Here is a 16,725-nt window from a genome sequence, read left to right as displayed (position 1 = left end):
GATTCTTGACCGATCGGTCCAACATCTCTAATCTGGACCGGCCGGTCAACAATCCAGCACGAGGCGTCCACGGCCGGACGGACATCCGCCTCGGCGCAGCCACCACCACGAAGGACACATCGTCATGGGTCAGCTGACCAACAAGACCGCTCTGGTGACCGGCGGGAACTCGGGCATCGGCCTCGCGGCCGCACAGCGGTTCGTCGACGAGGGCGCCCGGGTCTACCTCACCGGCCGCCGCAAGCCGGAGCTCGACGCCGCGGCCGAACGGCTGGGCGACCGCGCCGTCGCCGTCCAGAGCGACGTCTCCGACCTGGGCGACCTCGACCGGCTGTTCCAGCGCATCGCCGACGACGGGAACCGGCTCGACGTCCTCTTCGCGAACGCCGGCGGCGGCGAGGCGCTCCAGCCCCTGGACGCCCTCACCCCGGAGGGCTTCGACCACACCTTCGGGATCAACGTGCGCGGCACCGTCTTCACGGTCCAGAAGGCGCTGCCGTTGCTCAACGACGGCGGCAGCATCGTGCTGACCGGTTCCAGCTCGGCGAGCCGCGGCGTGGCGGGGTTCGGCGTCTACTCCGCCACGAAGGCCGCCCTGAGCCAGTTCGCCCGCGTCTGGGCGGCCGAGCTCGCGCCCCGCGGCCTGCGGGTCAACACGGTGGTGCCCGGACCCACGGACACCCCCGGGCTGCGGGGCCTGGCCGCGGACCCGGCCGAGGTCTCCGCCATGCTCGACGGCATGGCCGCCAGCACGCCGCTGAACCGGCTCGCCGACCCCGCCGAGATCGCGAACGCCGTGCTCTTCCTGGCCTCCGACCAGTCGAGCTTCATGACGGGCAGCCAGCTCTTCGTGGACGGCGGCGAGGTGCAGGTCTACCCCTGATCCCCGGCCGCCACCGGGCCCGGGCGCCCGGCGCGGACCTGCGCCAGCCGGCGGCGCAGGTCCGCGTCGGTGAGCGTGCCCACGTCGTCCACCCACTGCTCGACGCCACCCCGGTGGCCCAGCGCCCGCACCTCCGGGTCGGCGACGGCGGAGCGCAGCACGCCGGCCACGTCGCGCAGACCCGTGAACGGCCGGTCGAAGAACGGCTCGCACGCGGCGCCGTCGAGCACGGGCAGCCCGACGGCACGCTGCCGCTCGTGCAGCGCGTCGCACGCGCCGCGCAGCGCAGCGTCGCGCTCCTGCCAGGTCGCGGCGGCGAGCGCGTCGTCCAGGTGCCCGGTGACCGACGGCGCCACCGGCAGCCGGGCGAACGACGTCCCGGCCCACTTGGGGTACGGCGGCCAGCGCCGCTCCAGCAGGAAGCCCAGCCGGACCATTCCCGTGGCGAGCCGCGCGGCGATCAGCCGGGACCCGCGCTCGTCACCGAGCTGCCCGGTGCGGCCCACGAACGGCAGCTCCTGCCCGAGACGCGCCCACTCGGCGGCCAGCACGTGCAGCCACACGTCGTGCGGGTACCAGGCGAGGCGTTCCCGCAGCGCGGTGATCTCGCCGGAGGTGTCCTCGAACACCGGCCCGGCGGTGACCTCCAGGACGGACTGGCCGGTCAGGGCGAGCCAGCCGGCGGCCGAGAGGTCGCCGGCGTCGACCCCGGTGCGCGACCGGACGAAGTCCGCCGCCGCCGACACCTCGACGCGGTGCCGGACCACGGGGTCCCAGGTGACGGCGAACGCCGTCGGCCACCCCTGGTACGACGGCGGGAGCGATGCCGCCAGGAGCGCGTCCACCTCGCCGACGCGCTCCGCCGGGACCAGCAGCGTCAGCCGCAGCCCCCAGTCGTGGTCACGGGACGTGTCGTCGTCGAGCCCGAGCACGTCCGACCCGGTACCGAGCCGCCCGGCCGCGCGGGGCATCCCGGGCAGCTCCCGGTCCAGCAGCGGACGGACGACGTCGGCCCAGTAGCCACGGGCGATCTCGATACCGGACATGACGCCAACCTAGGCCAAGGCGGTGCGCTGCCACGCCGGCGAGTTCGGCCCCTTGCCCCAGCGCAGCCGCCATGTTCGGCCCCTTGCACCCAGATCGGTCCGTCGATGGACCGATCTCGGGGCAACCGACCGAACACGGAGCCCTGCGCGGGACAACTGACCGAACAGAACAGGGGCCACACGCCAGACCCCGCCCCGGACAGCCCGCCCGAGCCGGCTCAGCGCACGCTCGCCGTGACCGCCCGCGCCGTCAGGCAGGTCCAGCCGCCCACGTAGACCCGGTCGCCGTCCGAGAGCCACCGGCGCTCGCCCGGCCGCAGCGGCGTCGTGGGCAGCTCGTCGCCGCGCGCGGCCACGTAGGTGCCGTTGGCCGAGCCGAGGTCGATGACGCTCCAGCCGCCCTCCACCCAGGCGATCTCGCAGTGCCGCCGTGAGACGCCGGTGTCCTCGCAGACGATGTCCGGCACGACGCCGCGGCTGCGCGACGCACGGCCGACCACCAGTCGCTCACCGGTCAGGGGCACGACGGTGTCGGCCGTCGCCGGCGGCACCAGCCCGTCCTGCGGCACCTGGTCGGCCGACCACTCGAAGTCCGAGCGGACCTCCAGCGCCCAGGCCGTGGGGGCGGCGTCGCGCACGAGCGGCTTGACGGCGGGCAGCACCACCTTGGGCATGGTGATGGAGTCGTCGGGGCGGAGCGCCGCGCCGATGCGTACCGCGAGCAGCGGCACGTGCTCCTGGACCACCGCCGGGTGCGCGGCGAGCATCCGCGCCAGGTGCAGCGCTCCGTCGAGCGGCATGCCGGCGCTGGGCTGCACGCGGACGTCGTCGCGCTTCTCCAGGAGGTGCTGGAGCACCATGGAGCGGAACACCGGCGCGTGCGTCATCAGCTTGCCGGTGGTGACCGCCACGGGCTCGACGCCCGGGTGGCTCAGCACGGCGCACAGGCCGTCCGCCAGCGACCGGGCCGCCTCGTCCAGGATCTCGCGGCAGGCGAGGTCGCCGTTGCTCGCGGCCTGGATGACCCGCGGCGCGAACCCGGCGAACAGCGACACGTCCGTGACCGACGTCCAGCGTTCCCGCCGCCCGAAGTGCCGCTCGGCCGACTCGACCAGCCCGGGCGACGCCCCCACGCGGCGGCCGTCCATCGACCGTGCGGCGGCGTCCAGCCCGCGCCGTCCGATCCACGCGCCGCCGCCGTTGTCGCCCACGTGCGGGCCCATCCCGTCCGCGAGGTGCCACCGGCCCACGTCGTCGCAGGCCACCGCGACCGCACCCGTACCGACGGCGAGCGTCGCGCCCGGCCCCGAGCCGAGCGCGCCCAGGTGTGCTGTGACGGCGTCGCTCGCCACGGCGGTCGCGGTGGTGCGCAGCTCTTCCGCGAGGATGTCGTGCACGCGGTTCGGGTCGAGGCTGCCGGCCTGCGTCTGGGACCGGAACCCGCGCATCCCCACCGCGGCGGCGCTCACCCGCGGCCGCCCACCGAACTCCGCCGCGAAACCGCGGCACAGGTCGCGCACCACCTCGGGCACCGTCGAGCGTCCGTTCACGACCGTGGCCGGCGGCCCCGTGACCTCGTACGACCGGCCGCCCGGGGCGCCGCCGACCCGCAGGCGCGAGCCGGTGCCCCCGATGTCCACGCCGGCTACCCCGACACCCGCTCCGGGCGCCCCCGCCCCACCCTGCTGACCAGTCGCTATCGGCACCGGGTCATATTCACCCGGAACGCGAGATACCGCACCCGTCACCTGTCATACGCCGCAGGACGCTCCACCTCGGCCTGGCTGCGGGTTCACGTCGCGAGCAGACGGGCGCCGGGGCAGGCTGGTTGCGGGAGCAGCGAGGAGGTGGATCATGCCGCAGGCCCGGACCGACCGCCCCGGTGCCGAGGAGTGGGTCCCCGCGGACGCCGACGTCGACGCGCTCGCGTCCGCCGTGCACGACTGCCGCGGCTGCGAGCTCTGGCAGCCCGCGACCCAGGCCGTCTTCTCGTCCGGTCCCGCCGACGCCGCCGTGGCGCTGGTCGGTGAGCAGCCGGGCGACCGCGAGGACCGCGAGGGCGAGCCGTTCGTCGGCCCCGCCGGACGGGTCCTGGCCGAGGCCCTCCATGCGGCGCACCTCGACCCGGACCAGGTGTACCTCACCAACGCCGTCAAGCACTTCCGCTTCACGGAACGGGGCAAGCGCCGACTGCACCGCACGCCCGACGTCGCGCACGTGCGCGCCTGCCTGCCGTGGCTGGAGGCCGAGCTGGCCGCCGTCCGGCCCCGGGTGGTGGTCGCGCTCGGGGCGACGGCGGCCCGCGCCGTGCTGGGCCGGGCGGTGCGGATCGGCACCGAGCGCGGCCAGGTGCTCGAGGGCGAGGCCTACGACGTCGTCGTCACGACGCACCCCTCGGCGCTGCTGCGGCTGCGGGAGCGTGCCGACCGCGCCGAGCAGCTCGAGGCCCTCGCCGCCGACCTGCGGACCGCCGCGGACGCCGCCCGCTGAGACCGGCCCGTCGCGCAGCTCACCGGGGTCCCGGCGGATTTCAGAGGACGGAAATCCCGTCCCCGAGCATCTTGGCGCCGAGCACGAGCAGCAGGACGGCCATGATCGCCGCGTTGTTGCGGACCATCCACGACCTCAGCTCGTCGAGCACCGGGCCGGCCCGGGACCCGAGCGCGACGTAGATGACCACGGGCGTCACGACGCCCACGCTGGCCACCACCGCGAACACGAGCGCCGCAACCACGGTCGCGGACGTGTCCCCGGGTGCCGCCGCCGCGATCGCCGCGCCGCCGGACACGACCAGGAGCAGGTTCTTGGGGTTGACCGCGCCGAGCAGCACCGCGAGCCCGGCCGACCGCGCGGGAGTGAACCGCTCGATCGCCGCCATCCATGCCGGGGCGGGCGGTTCGGCGTCGCCCCGGGGGCGGCCGCGCCACTGCCGGACGCCGAGGGCGACCAGCAGGACGCCGAGCACGATCTTGAGCCAGCCGGTCCAGGTGGCGGGCCCGCCGTCGTCGGGCGTGGCGTTGCCGGCGACGAGGGCGACCACGGCCACCAGGGCGAGCACGGCCACGAACCAGCCGACCACGAAGGCCAGCGCGTTGGCCCGCGCCCGCCCGCTCACGAGCATCAGCACCACCGCGACGATCGGCAGCGGGCTGATCAGCACACCGACCGCGACGGGCAGCGACTGACCGATCGCAGCGCCCATGCTCCTCACCTCCGCCAGGGCGGCCTCGGCGGCCGTGCGGCCCACGCTAGGCATCGCCCAGGAGGCGCGGCGTCACCCGAACTGGGTGACCCGGCGGCCCCGGCGCACGCCGAGCATGAGCCGTGACGCAACCGGTCGAGCAGATGAGGTGGAGACCATGTCGGAGCCGTTCAAGGGCCGGATCGAGCTGGACGTGCGGGACTCGGTGCCGGACTGGGCACCGTTCACCCTGAGGAAGGCTCCCGACGGGGCGCCGAACGTCCTGGTGATCCTCTACGACGACACGGGGATGGCCGCGTGGTCGGCCTACGGCGGGCGCATCGCGATGCCCACCCTCGACCGCCTGGCGGCGGGCGGGCTCACCTACTCCCAGTGGCACACGACGGCGCTCTGCTCCCCCACCCGGTCGGTCTTCCTCACGGGCCGCAACCACCACGTCAACCGCTGCGCCGCGATCATGGAGGCGACCAACGGCTTCCCCGGCGCGGCCGGCCGGCTGCCCGCGGAGTGCGCCACCGTGGCCCAGCTCCTGCAGGACAGCGGGTGGTCCACGTTCTGGCTGGGCAAGAACCACAACGTGCCCGAGGAGGACATCTCCAGCGGCGGCAGCCGGTCGGAGTGGCCGCTGCAGAAGGGGTTCGACCGCTTCTACGGGTTCCTCGGCGGGGAGACCAACCAGTGGTACCCCGACCTCGTGGAGGACAACCGGTTCATCGAGCCGCCGTACACCCCCGAGGAGGGCTACCACCTGTCGAAGGACCTGGCCGACCAGGCGATCCGGATGCTCCGCGACCAGAAAGCGTCCAACCCCTCCAAGCCCTGGTTCATGTGGTACTGCCCGGGCGCCAACCATGCCCCGCACCACGCCCCGCAGGACTACATCGACAAGTACCGCGGCATGTTCGACGACGGGTACGAGGCCTACCGCGAGTGGGTGCTGGCTCGCATGATCGAGCGCGGCATCCTGCCCGAGGGCACGGAGCTCACCCCGCTCAACCCGATGCCCGAGGACGCCGCCAACCCCGCGGACCGCGTGCGGCCCTGGGCCGAGCTGACCGACGACGAGAAGCGCCTGTTCAGCCGGATGGCCGAGGTCTTCGCGGCGTTCTCCGAGTACACGGACGTGCAGATCGGCCGGGTGATCGACCACCTGGAGCAGACGGGGCAGCTCGACAACACCCTCGTCTTCTACTGCGCCGACAACGGCGCGTCCGGTGAGGGCAGCCCGGACGGGTCGGTCAACGAGAACAAGTTCTTCAACGGCTTCCCGGACGACCTGGCGGAGAACCTCGGCTACCTGGACACCCTGGGCAGCCCGGAGACGTACAACCACTACCCCACCGGGTGGGCGGCCGCGTTCTCCACCCCGTTCCAGATGTTCAAGCGGTACGCCCAGTACGCGGGCGGCACGTGCGACCCGATGGTGGTCCACTGGCCGGCCGGGATCCGGGCCCGCGGCGCCGTGCGCCACCAGTACCACCACGCGACCGACATCGTCGCGACCATCCTGGACGTCACGGGCGTCGAGCTGCCCGCCACCTACCGGGGCGTGGAGCAGGCACCGCTGAACGGCGTCTCGATGCGGTACAGCTTCGACGACGGCGACGCACCGACCACCAAGGAGCGGCAGTACTACGCCATGCTCGGTACCCGGGCGGTCTGGCAGGACGGCTGGAAGGCGGCGGCGGTGCACGCCCCGATCAGCGGGCACGGCCGGTTCGACCAGGACGCCTGGGAGCTCTACCACGTCGACCAGGACCGCTCCGAGTCCCGGGATCTCGCCGCCGAGCACCCGGAGAAGCTGCGCGAGCTGGTCGCCGCATGGTTCGAGGAGGCGGACCGGAACAACGTGCTCCCGCTGGACGACCGGACCGCCGTCGAGCAGCTCACGATCGACCGGCCGCAGGCCGAGCCGCCCCGCAGCCGGTACGTCTACTACCCGGACGCGGCGCCGGTCCCCGAGGGCGTGGCCGTCAACCTGCGTGGGCGCTCCTACAAGATCGTGGCCGACGTCGAGCTCACCCCCGACTCCGAGGGCGTCCTGTTCGCCCACGGGGCACGCTTCGGCGGGCATGCGCTGTTCGTCAAGGACCACCGGCTGCACTACGTGTACAACTTCCTCGGTATCAAGCCCGAGCAGGTCTTCGTCTCGGACGTCCTGCCGCCCGGGAAGACGACGCTGGGGGTCGAGTTCGTCCGCGAGTCGGCCGGGGACCACGGGGAGTCGATCGGCACCGCCCGCCTGTACGTGGGTGAGGAGGTCGTCGCCGACGGCCCGATGCGTGCGCAGGTCGGCAAGTTCACGCTCTGCGGCGACGGTCTGTGCGTCGGGTTCGACAGCGCCGACCCGGTCAGCCGCCTGTACCGCGCGCCGTTCCGGTTCACCGGCGGCCGGATCCTGGGCGTGGGCATCGACGTGAGCGACGAGCAGTACCTCGACCTGGAGCGCGAGGCCGCCGCCGCCCTGTCGCGGGAGTGACCCGCGGGTGAGCGACCACGACCTCTCCTCGCTCTTCGGCTCGCGGCTGCGGCAGGCGGTCCGGCGCGCCGGCCGACGCGTCCGGCAGGAGGGCGCCGACGTCCTGCCGCGCCGCCGGCACCTGCGCGACGACATCGTCGCCGGGCTGCCGGGCGCGATCTCCAGCGTGCCCGACGGGATGGCGGCCAGCGTGCTCGCCGGCGTCAACCCCGCCCACGGGCTGTACGCGTCCTTCGTCGGCCCGGTCGCCGGCGGCCTGACCAGCTCCACCCGCCTCATGGTGGTCACCACCACGAGCGCCGCGGCCCTGGCCGCCGGGTCGGCCCTGGCCGGGTACGACGGCGAGGACCGCTCCGCCGCGATGATCCTGCTGACCCTCCTGGCCGGAGGGCTCATGATCGTCGCCGCGCTGCTGCGCCTGAGCCGGTACATCCGGTTCGTCTCGTACTCCGTCATGCTCGGCTTCCTCACGGGCATCGCGGTCAACATGGTGCTCGGCCAGATCCCCGACCTGCTCGGCATCTCCGCGCAGGGATCCGTGTCCGTCACCAAGGCGTGGTACGCGATCACCCACCTGCCCGACGCCGTCCCGGCCGCCGCGCTGTGCGGTGCGTCCGCGCTCGCGGTCCTGGTGCTGCTCGGGCTGACGCGCTGGTCGGTCATGAGCTCCCTGGTCGCCCTGCTGCTGCCCACCGTGGGCGTGCTGCTGCTCGGCGCGGGCTCGGTGGCCCTCGTCGAGGACACCGGCGCCATCCCCCACGGTCTGCCGGCACCCGTGCTGCCGGAGCTGCGCCTGTTCAGCACGGAGCTGGTGGGCGGGGCGGCGGCCGTGGCCGCCCTCGTGCTGATCCAGGGCGCGGGCGTCGCGGAGGCCGTGCCGAACCCCGGCGGCGCCCGCAGCTCTACCCGCCGCGACTTCGCCGCCCAGGGCGTCGCCAACGTCACCTCCAGCCTGTTCGGCGGTCAGCCGGTCGGGGGCTCGGTCGGGCAGACGGCGCTCAACCTGACGGCGGGCGCGGCGAGCCGCTGGGCCGCGATCTGGTCCGGGCTCTGGATGGCGATCATCCTCCTGGCGTTCTCCGGCGTGGTGGGCAAGGTGGCGATGCCGACGCTCGCGGCCGTGCTCGTCTACGCCGGCGCCAAGGCGGTCTCGCCGGGCGAGATCGCCGCGGTCGCGCGGGCCGGGCGCATCCCGGTGCTCGCCATGGTGGCCACGTTCGTCGCCGTGCTGGTGCTGCCGGTGGCGCAGGCGGTGGGCATCGGCGTCATCGTGTCGCTCATCCTGCAGCTCAACCAGGAGGCCCTGGACCTCAAGGTCGTGCGCCTGGAGCGGGACGAGGCCGGCCACACGGTCGAGTCCCGGCCGCCCCGCGCGGTGTCCGCCGGCGAGGTGGTGCTCCTGGACGCCTACGGCTCCCTCTTCTACGCCGGGGCCCGCACCCTGCAGCGCCAGCTCCCCGTCCCGGTCGCTGGCCAGGACGCGGCCCCGGACCACGACGCGGACGGGAGCGACGCGCGAGCGCCGGCCCCGGTGCACCGCGAGGGACCCGTGGTGATCCTGCGCCTGCGCGGCCGGACCACGCTCGGGGCCACGTTCCTCAAGGTGGCCGGCGACTACGCCCACGCCCTGCACGAGGCCGGCGGCTCGCTCTACCTCACCGGCGTCGACCCGGACCTGGCCGCCTCCTGGGAGCGCGACGGGACGGTCCGGGGCCTGGCCGGCGTGCACGTGCGCCCGGCCACACCGCGCCTGGGCGAGTCCACGCGGGCCGCCCTCGACACCGTCGCCGCCCACCGCACGGGCGGCGACCCAGGGCACGACGCAGGGCACGACACCGTGCACCGCGTGGACCCCGCGGACGACGCCGGTCCCTTCCCCGCGCCGGGCTGCCCCGCACCGGACGCCCCCGCACCCGACGCCCCCGCACCCGACGCCCCCGGACCGGACGGAGACCGCTGATGTCCGCGCTCGCGATCATCCTGGTCGGCCTGGCCCTGTGCCTGGCGGGCTCGTTCTCGGTACGCCTGGCCGTGCTCGCCGCCGGGTTCGGCGTGGCCTGGACCCTCGCGGAGGCGTTCGACGCCGACACCGGCACCGCGGTGCTGATCGGCCTGGGCGGAGCGGTGCTCGCCGCCGTGCTGACGCTGCTGGTGGCGAGGCTCCTGTTCTTCGTCGGCGGGCTGTGCCTGGGCGCCGTCGTCGGGGCCAGGCTGTTCGTCCTGGTCCAGGGCGGCAGCGCCGACGTGCTGCTCGTGGTCATCGTGGTGCCCGCCGTCGCGTTCGTGTGCGCGCTCCTGGCCCGCCGCTTCGAGCGGCCGTTCCTGGTGTGGGCCACGGCGCTGGGCGGAGCGGCGCTGGTGCTCTCCGCCGTCGGGCGGCTCTGGGCGGGCGCCGCGGGCGAGCTGTGGCGGCCCACCTCCACCGCGGGCGTCGCACTGGTCCTCGCGCTGTGGGTGGCGCTCACCGTCGCCGGATGTGTCGCCCAGGGCCGCTGGGTGCGGCGTCAGCCGAGCACCTGAGCCAGCCCACGGATCGTGAAGAGCGTGCCGAAGACCAGGAGAACGGCCGCCCCGATCGCCCGGTCGTGCTGCACGAGCCAGGACCGCATCGCCGTCAGCCGCCGCCGTCCGGGCAGACCCGTCGCGGCGTAGAACGCCGTGGGGATCACGTAGTCCAGGACGCTGGCGACCACCAGGACCAGCACACCGAGGACCTGCCCGGCGACCGCGACGTCGGCGGTCAGCACCATCCCCAGCCCGGACAGGAAGATCGCGACGTTCGGGTTGACGAGCGCGAGCACCACCGCGCTGATCACGAGAACCCGCGTGGTCGGGTGCGCCAGGCGGCGGGCCCACCCCGGTGCCTCCGGCTCGGCGCCGGGCGCCGGAGCGGGCGTCCCGGCGGCGGCCCGCCGCCGCAGGAGCGCCAGCACGCCGCCGACCAGGAACAGCACACCGACGACGAGCCCGATCCAGCCGCGCACCGTACCGGGGTCGGCTGTCTCCTGCGTACCCGTGGACCGGCCGAGGACCAGGGCCACCGCACCCAGCGCCGCGTACACGACCAGCACGGTCCCGCCGAACACCGCGACGTTGCGGTACGGACGGTGGGACCCGAGCAGCAGGAGGCACGCGACGATCGCCGCGGGCGTCACGGCGAGGCCGACGATCTCGGGCACGAGCTGTGCCATCAGGTCCCCCCATGCTCCGACGGTGCCCCACCGCGGCACCCGCGGCGTCACCCCTTCCGGGTGACCTGCCGGCGGAGGCGCCGGCCTACGGTCGGCGCTGACCCGCCCGCGGCACGTCCGGAGGGAACCGTCGATGGCCAGACTCCTCGCCCCGTCCTTCACGGGGTACCAGCGCAGCCGCATACGCCCCGACGTCGTCGCGGGCCTTGCCGTGTGGGCGGTGCTGGTCCCGGAGTCGCTCGCCTACGCCACCATCGCGGGCGTCCCGCCCGTGGTCGGTCTCTACGCCGCCGTGCCGGCCCTGGCGCTCTACGCGATCGCGGGCACGTCGCGCCAGCTCGTGGTGTCGCCCATGTCGGCGACCGCGGCGCTGTCGGCCGGCATCGTGGCGAGCGTCGCCGGGTCCGACGGCGACCCGGTGGCGCTGACGGCGGCGCTCGCCCTGGCCACCGGCATCGTCGCGATCCTGGCCGGGCTGCTCCGGCTCGGCTTCCTGGCCGCCTTCATCTCCGAACCGGTGCTCAAGGGGTTCATCATCGGCCTGGCGCTCACGATCATGATCGGCCAGGTGCCCGACCTCATCGGCGTGGAGGGCGGGTCGGGCAGCTTCTTCGAGAAGACCTGGGCGCTGCTGGGACAGCTCGGCGACGTCGACGCGCTCACCCTCACGGTCGGCCTGGCGAGCCTGGCGGCCCTCGTGCTGGTCCGGCGGACGATGCCGCTGCTGCCCGGGTCGCTCGTGGTGGTGCTGCTGGCGATCGGTGCCACGGTGCTGCTCGGCCTGGGCGACCGCGGGCTGGCGGTCGTCGGTCACATCGACGCGGGGCTGCCGTCGGCCGGCGTCCCGGACGTGAGCGGGCCGCAGTTCGTGGAGCTGCTCGGTGCCGCCGTCGGCCTCATGCTGGTCGGGTTCGCCGAGGGTCTCGGGGCGGCCAAGACGTACGCCGCGCGGGAGGGCTACGACGTGGACCCGAACCGCGAGCTGGTCGGCCTGGGGCTGTCTAACCTCGGCTCCGGCTTCCTCTCGGGCATGGTGGTCAACGGGAGCCTGTCGAAGACGGCGGTCAACGCGGGCGCCGGTGCCCGCTCCCAGGTGTCGGCGCTGACCGCCGCGGCGCTGACGGTGCTCACGCTGCTGTTCCTCACCGGGATCTTCGAGCAGCTCCCGCTGGCGACCCTCGCCGCCGTCGTGGTCGCGGCCGTCGTCGAGCTGGTCGACGTGCGCTCGCTGCGCCGCCTGTGGCGCGTCCGGACGGGGCGCATCGCCCACCTCTACCAGGTCACCGCGCGCGCCGACTTCATGGCCGCGGGCGCGGCCCTGCTGGGCGTCCTGGTCTTCGACACCCTGCCCGGGCTGGTCATCGGCATCGCCGTGTCGCTGGTGCTGCTGCTGGCGCGTACCTCGCGGCCGCGCGTCACCACCCTGGCCCCCGTGGGCGACGAGCCCGGCCGGCCCTGGGTCGACGCCCGGCGCAACCCCGGCTACCCGACCGTGCCGCACGTGCTCGCCGTCCGGGTCGAGGGACCCCTGATGTTCGCCAACGCCGAGTACGTCCGCTCCCGGATCCGGGACCTCGCAGCCGGGACCGACGGGCTGCGGCTCGTCGTGCTGGACGGCCGCGCCACCCCGTCCGTCGACGTGACCGCCGCCGCGATGCTCGCGCAGCTGCGCGAGGACCTGCGGCGCGACGGCGCCGACCTGGCGCTCGCCGAGGGCATCGGCCAGGTGCGCGACGTGCTCGCGCGCTCCGGCGAGGAGGGCGAGCCCCCGCTGTTCACCACGCTCGACGACGCCGTGCGCCCCGACGCCGGGCGCGGGTGACCAGGTTCACCGGGAACGGGTGAGGCCCCCGGCTCGCAGGGCGGCTGGAGTGACGGGGTCAGGACAGTCCGCACGATCCCCAAGGAGCACCCCATGGCTCAGGCCACGCTGACCGTCTGGAAGTTCAAGAGCGCCGACGGGGCTGACACCGCCTCGGCGACCATCCAGCAGCTCGCCCGCGAGAACCTCATCTCCGTGCACGACGCGGCGACCGTGCGCTGGGAGGAGGGCGCCAAGAAGCCGAAGACCCGCCAGCTCGCCTCCACGACGGGCGCCGGGGCCCTCGGCGGGACCTTCTGGGGGATGCTCTTCGGGCTCCTGTTCTTCGTACCGCTGCTCGGCGCCGCCATCGGCGCCGCCACGGGCGCCCTCAGCGGCGCACTGACCGACGTCGGCATCGACGACGGCTTCATCAACCGCGTCCGGGACGAGATCACGCCCGGCACCTCGGCGCTGTTCGTCATGTCGTCGGACGCCGTGGTCGACAAGATCCACGACGCGTTCGCCGGCCAGGAACCGCCCGAGCTCATCTTCACCAACCTCGACGCCACGCAGGAGGCCGCCCTCCGCGAGGTCTTCGCCGAGGACTGATCCGCATCCGGAGGAGCCAGAACGATGTCTGACGCGCGTACGCCCGGGTCCGACCCGTACCCCGGCACGAGGCCTGTCGCGAGCTACGGCCCGCCACCGTCCGTGGCACTGACCACGTCGGGGTTCGCCGGGACGATGCTCATCATGGTGGCGCTGTTCCAGATCCTCCAGGGGATCGCCGCGGTCGCCGCGAACACCGTGTACCTCACCGGCGTCGAGTACGTCTACCAGCTCGACGTGACCACCTGGGGCTGGGTGCACATCGTGGTGGGCGCGATCGCGCTCGCGACAGGAATCGGCGTTCTTGCCAGCCGCACATGGGCCTATATGGTGGGAATTGTTCTCGCCGTGGTCGCAAGCATCACCAACTTTGCATTCTTGCCGTACTACCCCATCTGGAGCATTGTCGTCCTGGCGTTCAACGTGGCCGTGATCTGGGCGTTGTGCACGCTTCTCGCCGAACCGGAAAGGACGTGAGGAGCGGGTGAAATATCCCGCCACCAGGCAGTCCGAACGAATGCCGGGCATCATTGCTGAAGAGCGTCGATGAATTCTCGGGTGCCCGACAATCACGTTTCAGAAAGCGCCATGCCTGGTCCGTGACGTCCCGCACCGCCATCGGACGGCCAGGGGGCGGCCGCCACCTTCGAGTGGAAGGACGTCCCGGTATGCGCACCACACCGAGTCCGGTCGCAGCGCGGCCGCGGGTCACCCGCGAGGCTCCTGCCCCGCACGGCCGGCAACCGCTCCCGGACCGGGCCGGGCCGGCGCTCCCGCGGGTCTACGTGCCCCGCACCCGCCTCTGGCAGCGGCTGGACGAGGCGGTCGAGGGCGCCGTGTCCCTCGTGGTGGCTCCCGCGGGCGCCGGCAAGACGCTCGGCGTCGCCGGCTGGCTGCGGCACACCGGGTCCGGGTGGGCGCGGGACGCGGTGTGGGTCGACGCCGACGCCTCGTGGACGCCCGGACGGCTCGGCGCGGTGCTGGACGGCACCGGACCTCCCGGGCCGGCCGGTCCGTCGCTCGTGGTGATCGACGACGCCCACCTCCTTCCCGGGGCCACGCTGCACCACGTCGACGCGCGGCTCAGCTCCGCGCCGGGAACGCTGCGGGTGCTCCTGCTGAGCCGCTGGACCCTGCCGCTGACCCGCCTGGTCCCCGAGCTCCTGGGCCACTTCACGTTCCTGCGGGGCGACCTGCTGCGGCTCGGCGACGACGAGAACGCAGCCCTCGTCGCTGGCCACGCCCGGACCGACGACGCGCAGGTGGCCGACGCCGTGCGCAGGCACGCCGACGGCTGGTGCGCCGCGGCGGTCCTCGCCGCCCGCGGTCTCGGCGCGGCACCCGACCCCGCCGTGGCCGCGCGCCTGCTCGCCCACGACGCGGCACCGCTGGCGAGACGCGTCGCGGGCGAGGTCTTCGGCACACTCAGCCCCCGGCAGCGGCACCTGCTGCTGTGCGTCGCCGGCGAGGGTGCCGTCAGCGCGGCGACGGCCGCCCACCTGGCCCGCGACCAGCACGCCGGCGAGATCCTCACCGAGCTGGAGGACACCGGCCTGCTGGTGCGCCGCGAGGCGGGTCACGCGGGTGCCGACGAGTTCCGCGTGCACCCCCTCCTGGTGGAGACCGTCCGGCAGCGGCTCGCCGCTGGCGGGGTCGAGGCGGCCCGGGCGCGCGCCACCGTCGTCCGCGCGGTCGAGCTCGACGTGGCCCGGGGCAACCCGTCGGACGCCTTCGCCCGGCTGGTCCGGGTCCGCGCGCCCGGCGAGGCCGCCGACGTCCTGGCCCGCGACGGGGTGCGGATGGTGCTGAGCCTGTGCGGGCCCGACGAGGTGGACGAGTTCGTCCGCACCGAGCCCGAGACGGTCGACGGCCGCCCCGACACATGGTTCGCCATCGCGCTCGGCTGCTGGCTCCGGGACGACGTCGAGGGCACGCGGCACTGGGGCGACCGGCTGCTGGGCGGGCGGCGCCGGCCGCACTCCTGGCTGCCCGGTCATCCCGAGGGCCTCGACGCGCGCCTCGCCTGCGTACGCCTCTGGCGGGCGGCGCTCGCGCTGGAGCCCGCCTACGCCGCCGTCGGCCACGCCAAGCGCGTGCTCGCCGCGTCGCAGGCGCGCCCTGCCGTGCGGGAGGCGAACGCGGACGTGCTGCCGGTGCTGGCCACCGAGCTCGGCGTGACGCAGAACTGGCTCGGGGAGCTCACGGAGGCCGAGACCAACCTGACCCTCGCCGTCAGCCTGTCCCGCAGCCAGGGACTGGCGCCGCTCGGGACGTGCGCCCTGAGCCACCTCGCCTTCACCCAGTACATGCGCGGGCGCGAGAGCGCGTGCACCGAGCTCGCCACGGAGGTGCTCGACACCACGGGCGCGCCGGAGACGCGCGGCGGGCAGGTCGTGGCGGCGCGGGCGGGCCTCGCGCAGCTCCTCGCCCGCCTGCTCGACGTGCCGTCCCCGCGCGAGACCACCACGGAGCAGGCGGCGAGCCCGCGCCATCACAGCGGCGACCTGTGCACGCGCTTCTGGTTCCGGATCTGGGACGCCCGCCAGCAGGTGCTCGCGGGCGACGTGGCGGGGGCGCAGCGCATCCTCTCCGGCCCCGGGGAGTGCCTGCGGCTCACGGACGACCAGCTCCCGGACCACCTGCGCGTCGCCCTGCTGGTCGAGCGGGCGTTCGTGGCGGCGCTGGCCAACGACCGCGACACGCTCCGTTCCCTGCACCGTTCCCTCGAGCTGCTCGACGCCGTGGGCGAGTCCGCTCTCGTGCAGGGCCTGCGCGCCGACCGGGACGGTGACCGACGGGTCGCCGCCGCGGCGTTCGAGGCCGCCTCCGCGGACGCCACCTACTCGCAGCCGCCCACGCGTGCGCTCGCGCTGGCCTGCGAGGCCCAGCTCCTCGACGCGCTCGGCGACCCGGCGGGCTCCGGCGACCGCCTCGCGGAGGCGATCGCCGTGACCGAGTCGCGCAGGAACGCCGCGCCGTTCCTGGGTTGGACGCGACAGGGCACGCCCATCGAGACGCTCCTGCGGCGGCTGGCCAAGCGGGTCGGCTCCGGGTGGGGGTGGCTGAGCGACCTCGTGGCAACGGCCTCGGGACGCCCCGACGTCACGGCGCTCTACGCGTCGGTGACGGCGACGCCGGGCGAGCTCGACGACGTCGCCCAGGCGCTCGTGCCCCCGGCCCTCAGCCCGCGCGAGCGGGAGGTGCTCAACGAGCTGGCCCGGGGCGCCACCTACGCGGACATCGCCGCGGCGCTGTTCGTCTCGGAGAACACGGTCAAGACCCACGTGTCGAGCCTGTACACCAAGCTCGCGGCCTCACGCCGCAGCGAGGCGCTCAAGATCGCCCGGGGCTTCCACCTGCTCTGAGCGCAGCCAGCGGCCGTGGGGCCCCCCCCCGCGGGGGCCCCGCCCCCCCCCCGCCCCCCCCCCGGCCCCCCCGGCCCCCCCCGGGGGCCCGCCCCCCCCCGCCGCGGCGGCGGCGCCCGCGCCCACCCCCCACTTGGGCGGGGCGC

General features: G+C 74.6%; 13 protein-coding genes. 9 read left to right on the top strand and 4 right to left on the bottom strand.

Annotated elements, in window-relative coordinates; translation table 11 throughout:
• Positions 1-124 precede the first annotated feature (124 nt).
• The gene (locus tag ACIBBF_RS14660; RefSeq protein ID WP_397414446.1) at positions 125-883 is read left to right on the top strand and encodes an SDR family NAD(P)-dependent oxidoreductase; all 759 of its coding nucleotides are present in this window, start codon (positions 125-127) and stop codon (positions 881-883) included.
• Here ACIBBF_RS14660 and ACIBBF_RS14655 read toward each other — a convergent pair.
• Together ACIBBF_RS14655 and ACIBBF_RS14650 are read right to left on the bottom strand one after the other, a co-directional pair.
• The gene (locus ACIBBF_RS14655) at positions 874-1,929 is read right to left on the bottom strand and encodes a DUF4037 domain-containing protein (protein WP_397414443.1); all 1,056 of its coding nucleotides are present in this window, start codon (positions 1,927-1,929) and stop codon (positions 874-876) included. The genes ACIBBF_RS14660 and ACIBBF_RS14655 overlap by 10 nt on opposite strands.
• A 218-nt stretch (positions 1,930-2,147) precedes the next feature.
• On the bottom strand, positions 2,148-3,569 hold the full coding sequence (locus ACIBBF_RS14650) for an FHA domain-containing protein (RefSeq protein ID WP_397414440.1): 1,422 nt from the start codon (positions 3,567-3,569) through the stop codon (positions 2,148-2,150).
• A gap of 58 nt (positions 3,570-3,627) precedes the next feature.
• Here ACIBBF_RS14650 and ACIBBF_RS14645 point away from each other — a divergent pair, with 58 nt between their 5' ends.
• Positions 3,628-4,419, top strand: coding sequence for a UdgX family uracil-DNA binding protein (locus tag ACIBBF_RS14645; RefSeq protein ID WP_397414837.1), 792 nt, complete (start codon positions 3,628-3,630; stop codon positions 4,417-4,419).
• Positions 4,420-4,459: 40 nt separating this feature from the next.
• Here ACIBBF_RS14645 and ACIBBF_RS14640 read toward each other — a convergent pair whose 3' ends face one another.
• Entirely contained in the window at positions 4,460-5,131 is a 672-nt protein-coding gene (locus ACIBBF_RS14640) for a GAP family protein (RefSeq protein ID WP_397414437.1), read from the bottom strand.
• 157 nt (positions 5,132-5,288) lie between these two features.
• Between ACIBBF_RS14640 and ACIBBF_RS14635 the strand changes: the two genes are divergently transcribed.
• Genes ACIBBF_RS14635 through ACIBBF_RS14625 form a run of 3 tightly spaced genes read left to right on the top strand, consistent with a single transcriptional unit; the run spans position 5,289 to position 10,130 of the window.
• Positions 5,289-7,610: an arylsulfatase gene (locus ACIBBF_RS14635; protein ID WP_397414435.1), complete on the top strand. Its 2,322-nt coding sequence runs from the start codon at positions 5,289-5,291 to the stop codon at positions 7,608-7,610.
• Positions 7,611-7,617: 7 nt separating this feature from the next.
• Entirely contained in the window at positions 7,618-9,570 is a 1,953-nt protein-coding gene (locus ACIBBF_RS14630) for a SulP family inorganic anion transporter (RefSeq protein ID WP_397414432.1), read from the top strand.
• On the top strand, positions 9,570-10,130 hold the full coding sequence (locus tag ACIBBF_RS14625) for a DUF4203 domain-containing protein (RefSeq protein ID WP_397414430.1): 561 nt from the start codon (positions 9,570-9,572) through the stop codon (positions 10,128-10,130). Before ACIBBF_RS14630 ends, ACIBBF_RS14625 begins: the two co-directional genes overlap by 1 nt.
• Here the strand turns inward: ACIBBF_RS14625 and ACIBBF_RS14620 are convergent.
• Complete coding sequence (locus ACIBBF_RS14620) at positions 10,115-10,801, bottom strand: GAP family protein (protein ID WP_397414428.1); 687 nt, start codon at positions 10,799-10,801, stop codon at positions 10,115-10,117. The genes ACIBBF_RS14625 and ACIBBF_RS14620 overlap by 16 nt on opposite strands.
• Before the next feature lie 133 nt (positions 10,802-10,934).
• Between ACIBBF_RS14620 and ACIBBF_RS14615 the strand changes: the two genes are divergently transcribed.
• From ACIBBF_RS14615 to ACIBBF_RS14600, 4 genes are all read left to right on the top strand, one after another.
• Positions 10,935-12,623: a SulP family inorganic anion transporter gene (locus ACIBBF_RS14615; RefSeq protein WP_397414426.1), complete on the top strand. Its 1,689-nt coding sequence runs from the start codon at positions 10,935-10,937 to the stop codon at positions 12,621-12,623.
• A gap of 93 nt (positions 12,624-12,716) precedes the next feature.
• Positions 12,717-13,214, top strand: a complete 498-nt coding sequence (locus ACIBBF_RS14610; RefSeq protein WP_397414424.1) for a DUF1269 domain-containing protein — start codon at positions 12,717-12,719, stop codon at positions 13,212-13,214.
• A 102-nt stretch (positions 13,215-13,316) separates the two neighbouring features.
• Positions 13,317-13,691, top strand: coding sequence for a hypothetical protein (locus ACIBBF_RS14605; RefSeq protein ID WP_397414422.1), 375 nt, complete (start codon positions 13,317-13,319; stop codon positions 13,689-13,691).
• Between the two features lie 191 nt (positions 13,692-13,882).
• Positions 13,883-16,579 carry a LuxR C-terminal-related transcriptional regulator gene (locus ACIBBF_RS14600; RefSeq protein WP_397414419.1) on the top strand — a complete coding sequence of 899 codons (2,697 nt, stop codon included), beginning with the start codon at positions 13,883-13,885 and terminating at the stop codon, positions 16,577-16,579.
• The last annotated feature ends 146 nt before the right edge of the window (positions 16,580-16,725 follow it).

Source organism: Promicromonospora sp. NPDC050880, from assembly GCF_044456525.1.
Lineage (GTDB): Bacteria > Actinomycetota > Actinomycetes > Actinomycetales > Cellulomonadaceae > Promicromonospora.
Note: the sequence above shows the minus strand (reverse complement) of the source record. Positions and strands in the feature narration are given on the sequence as shown.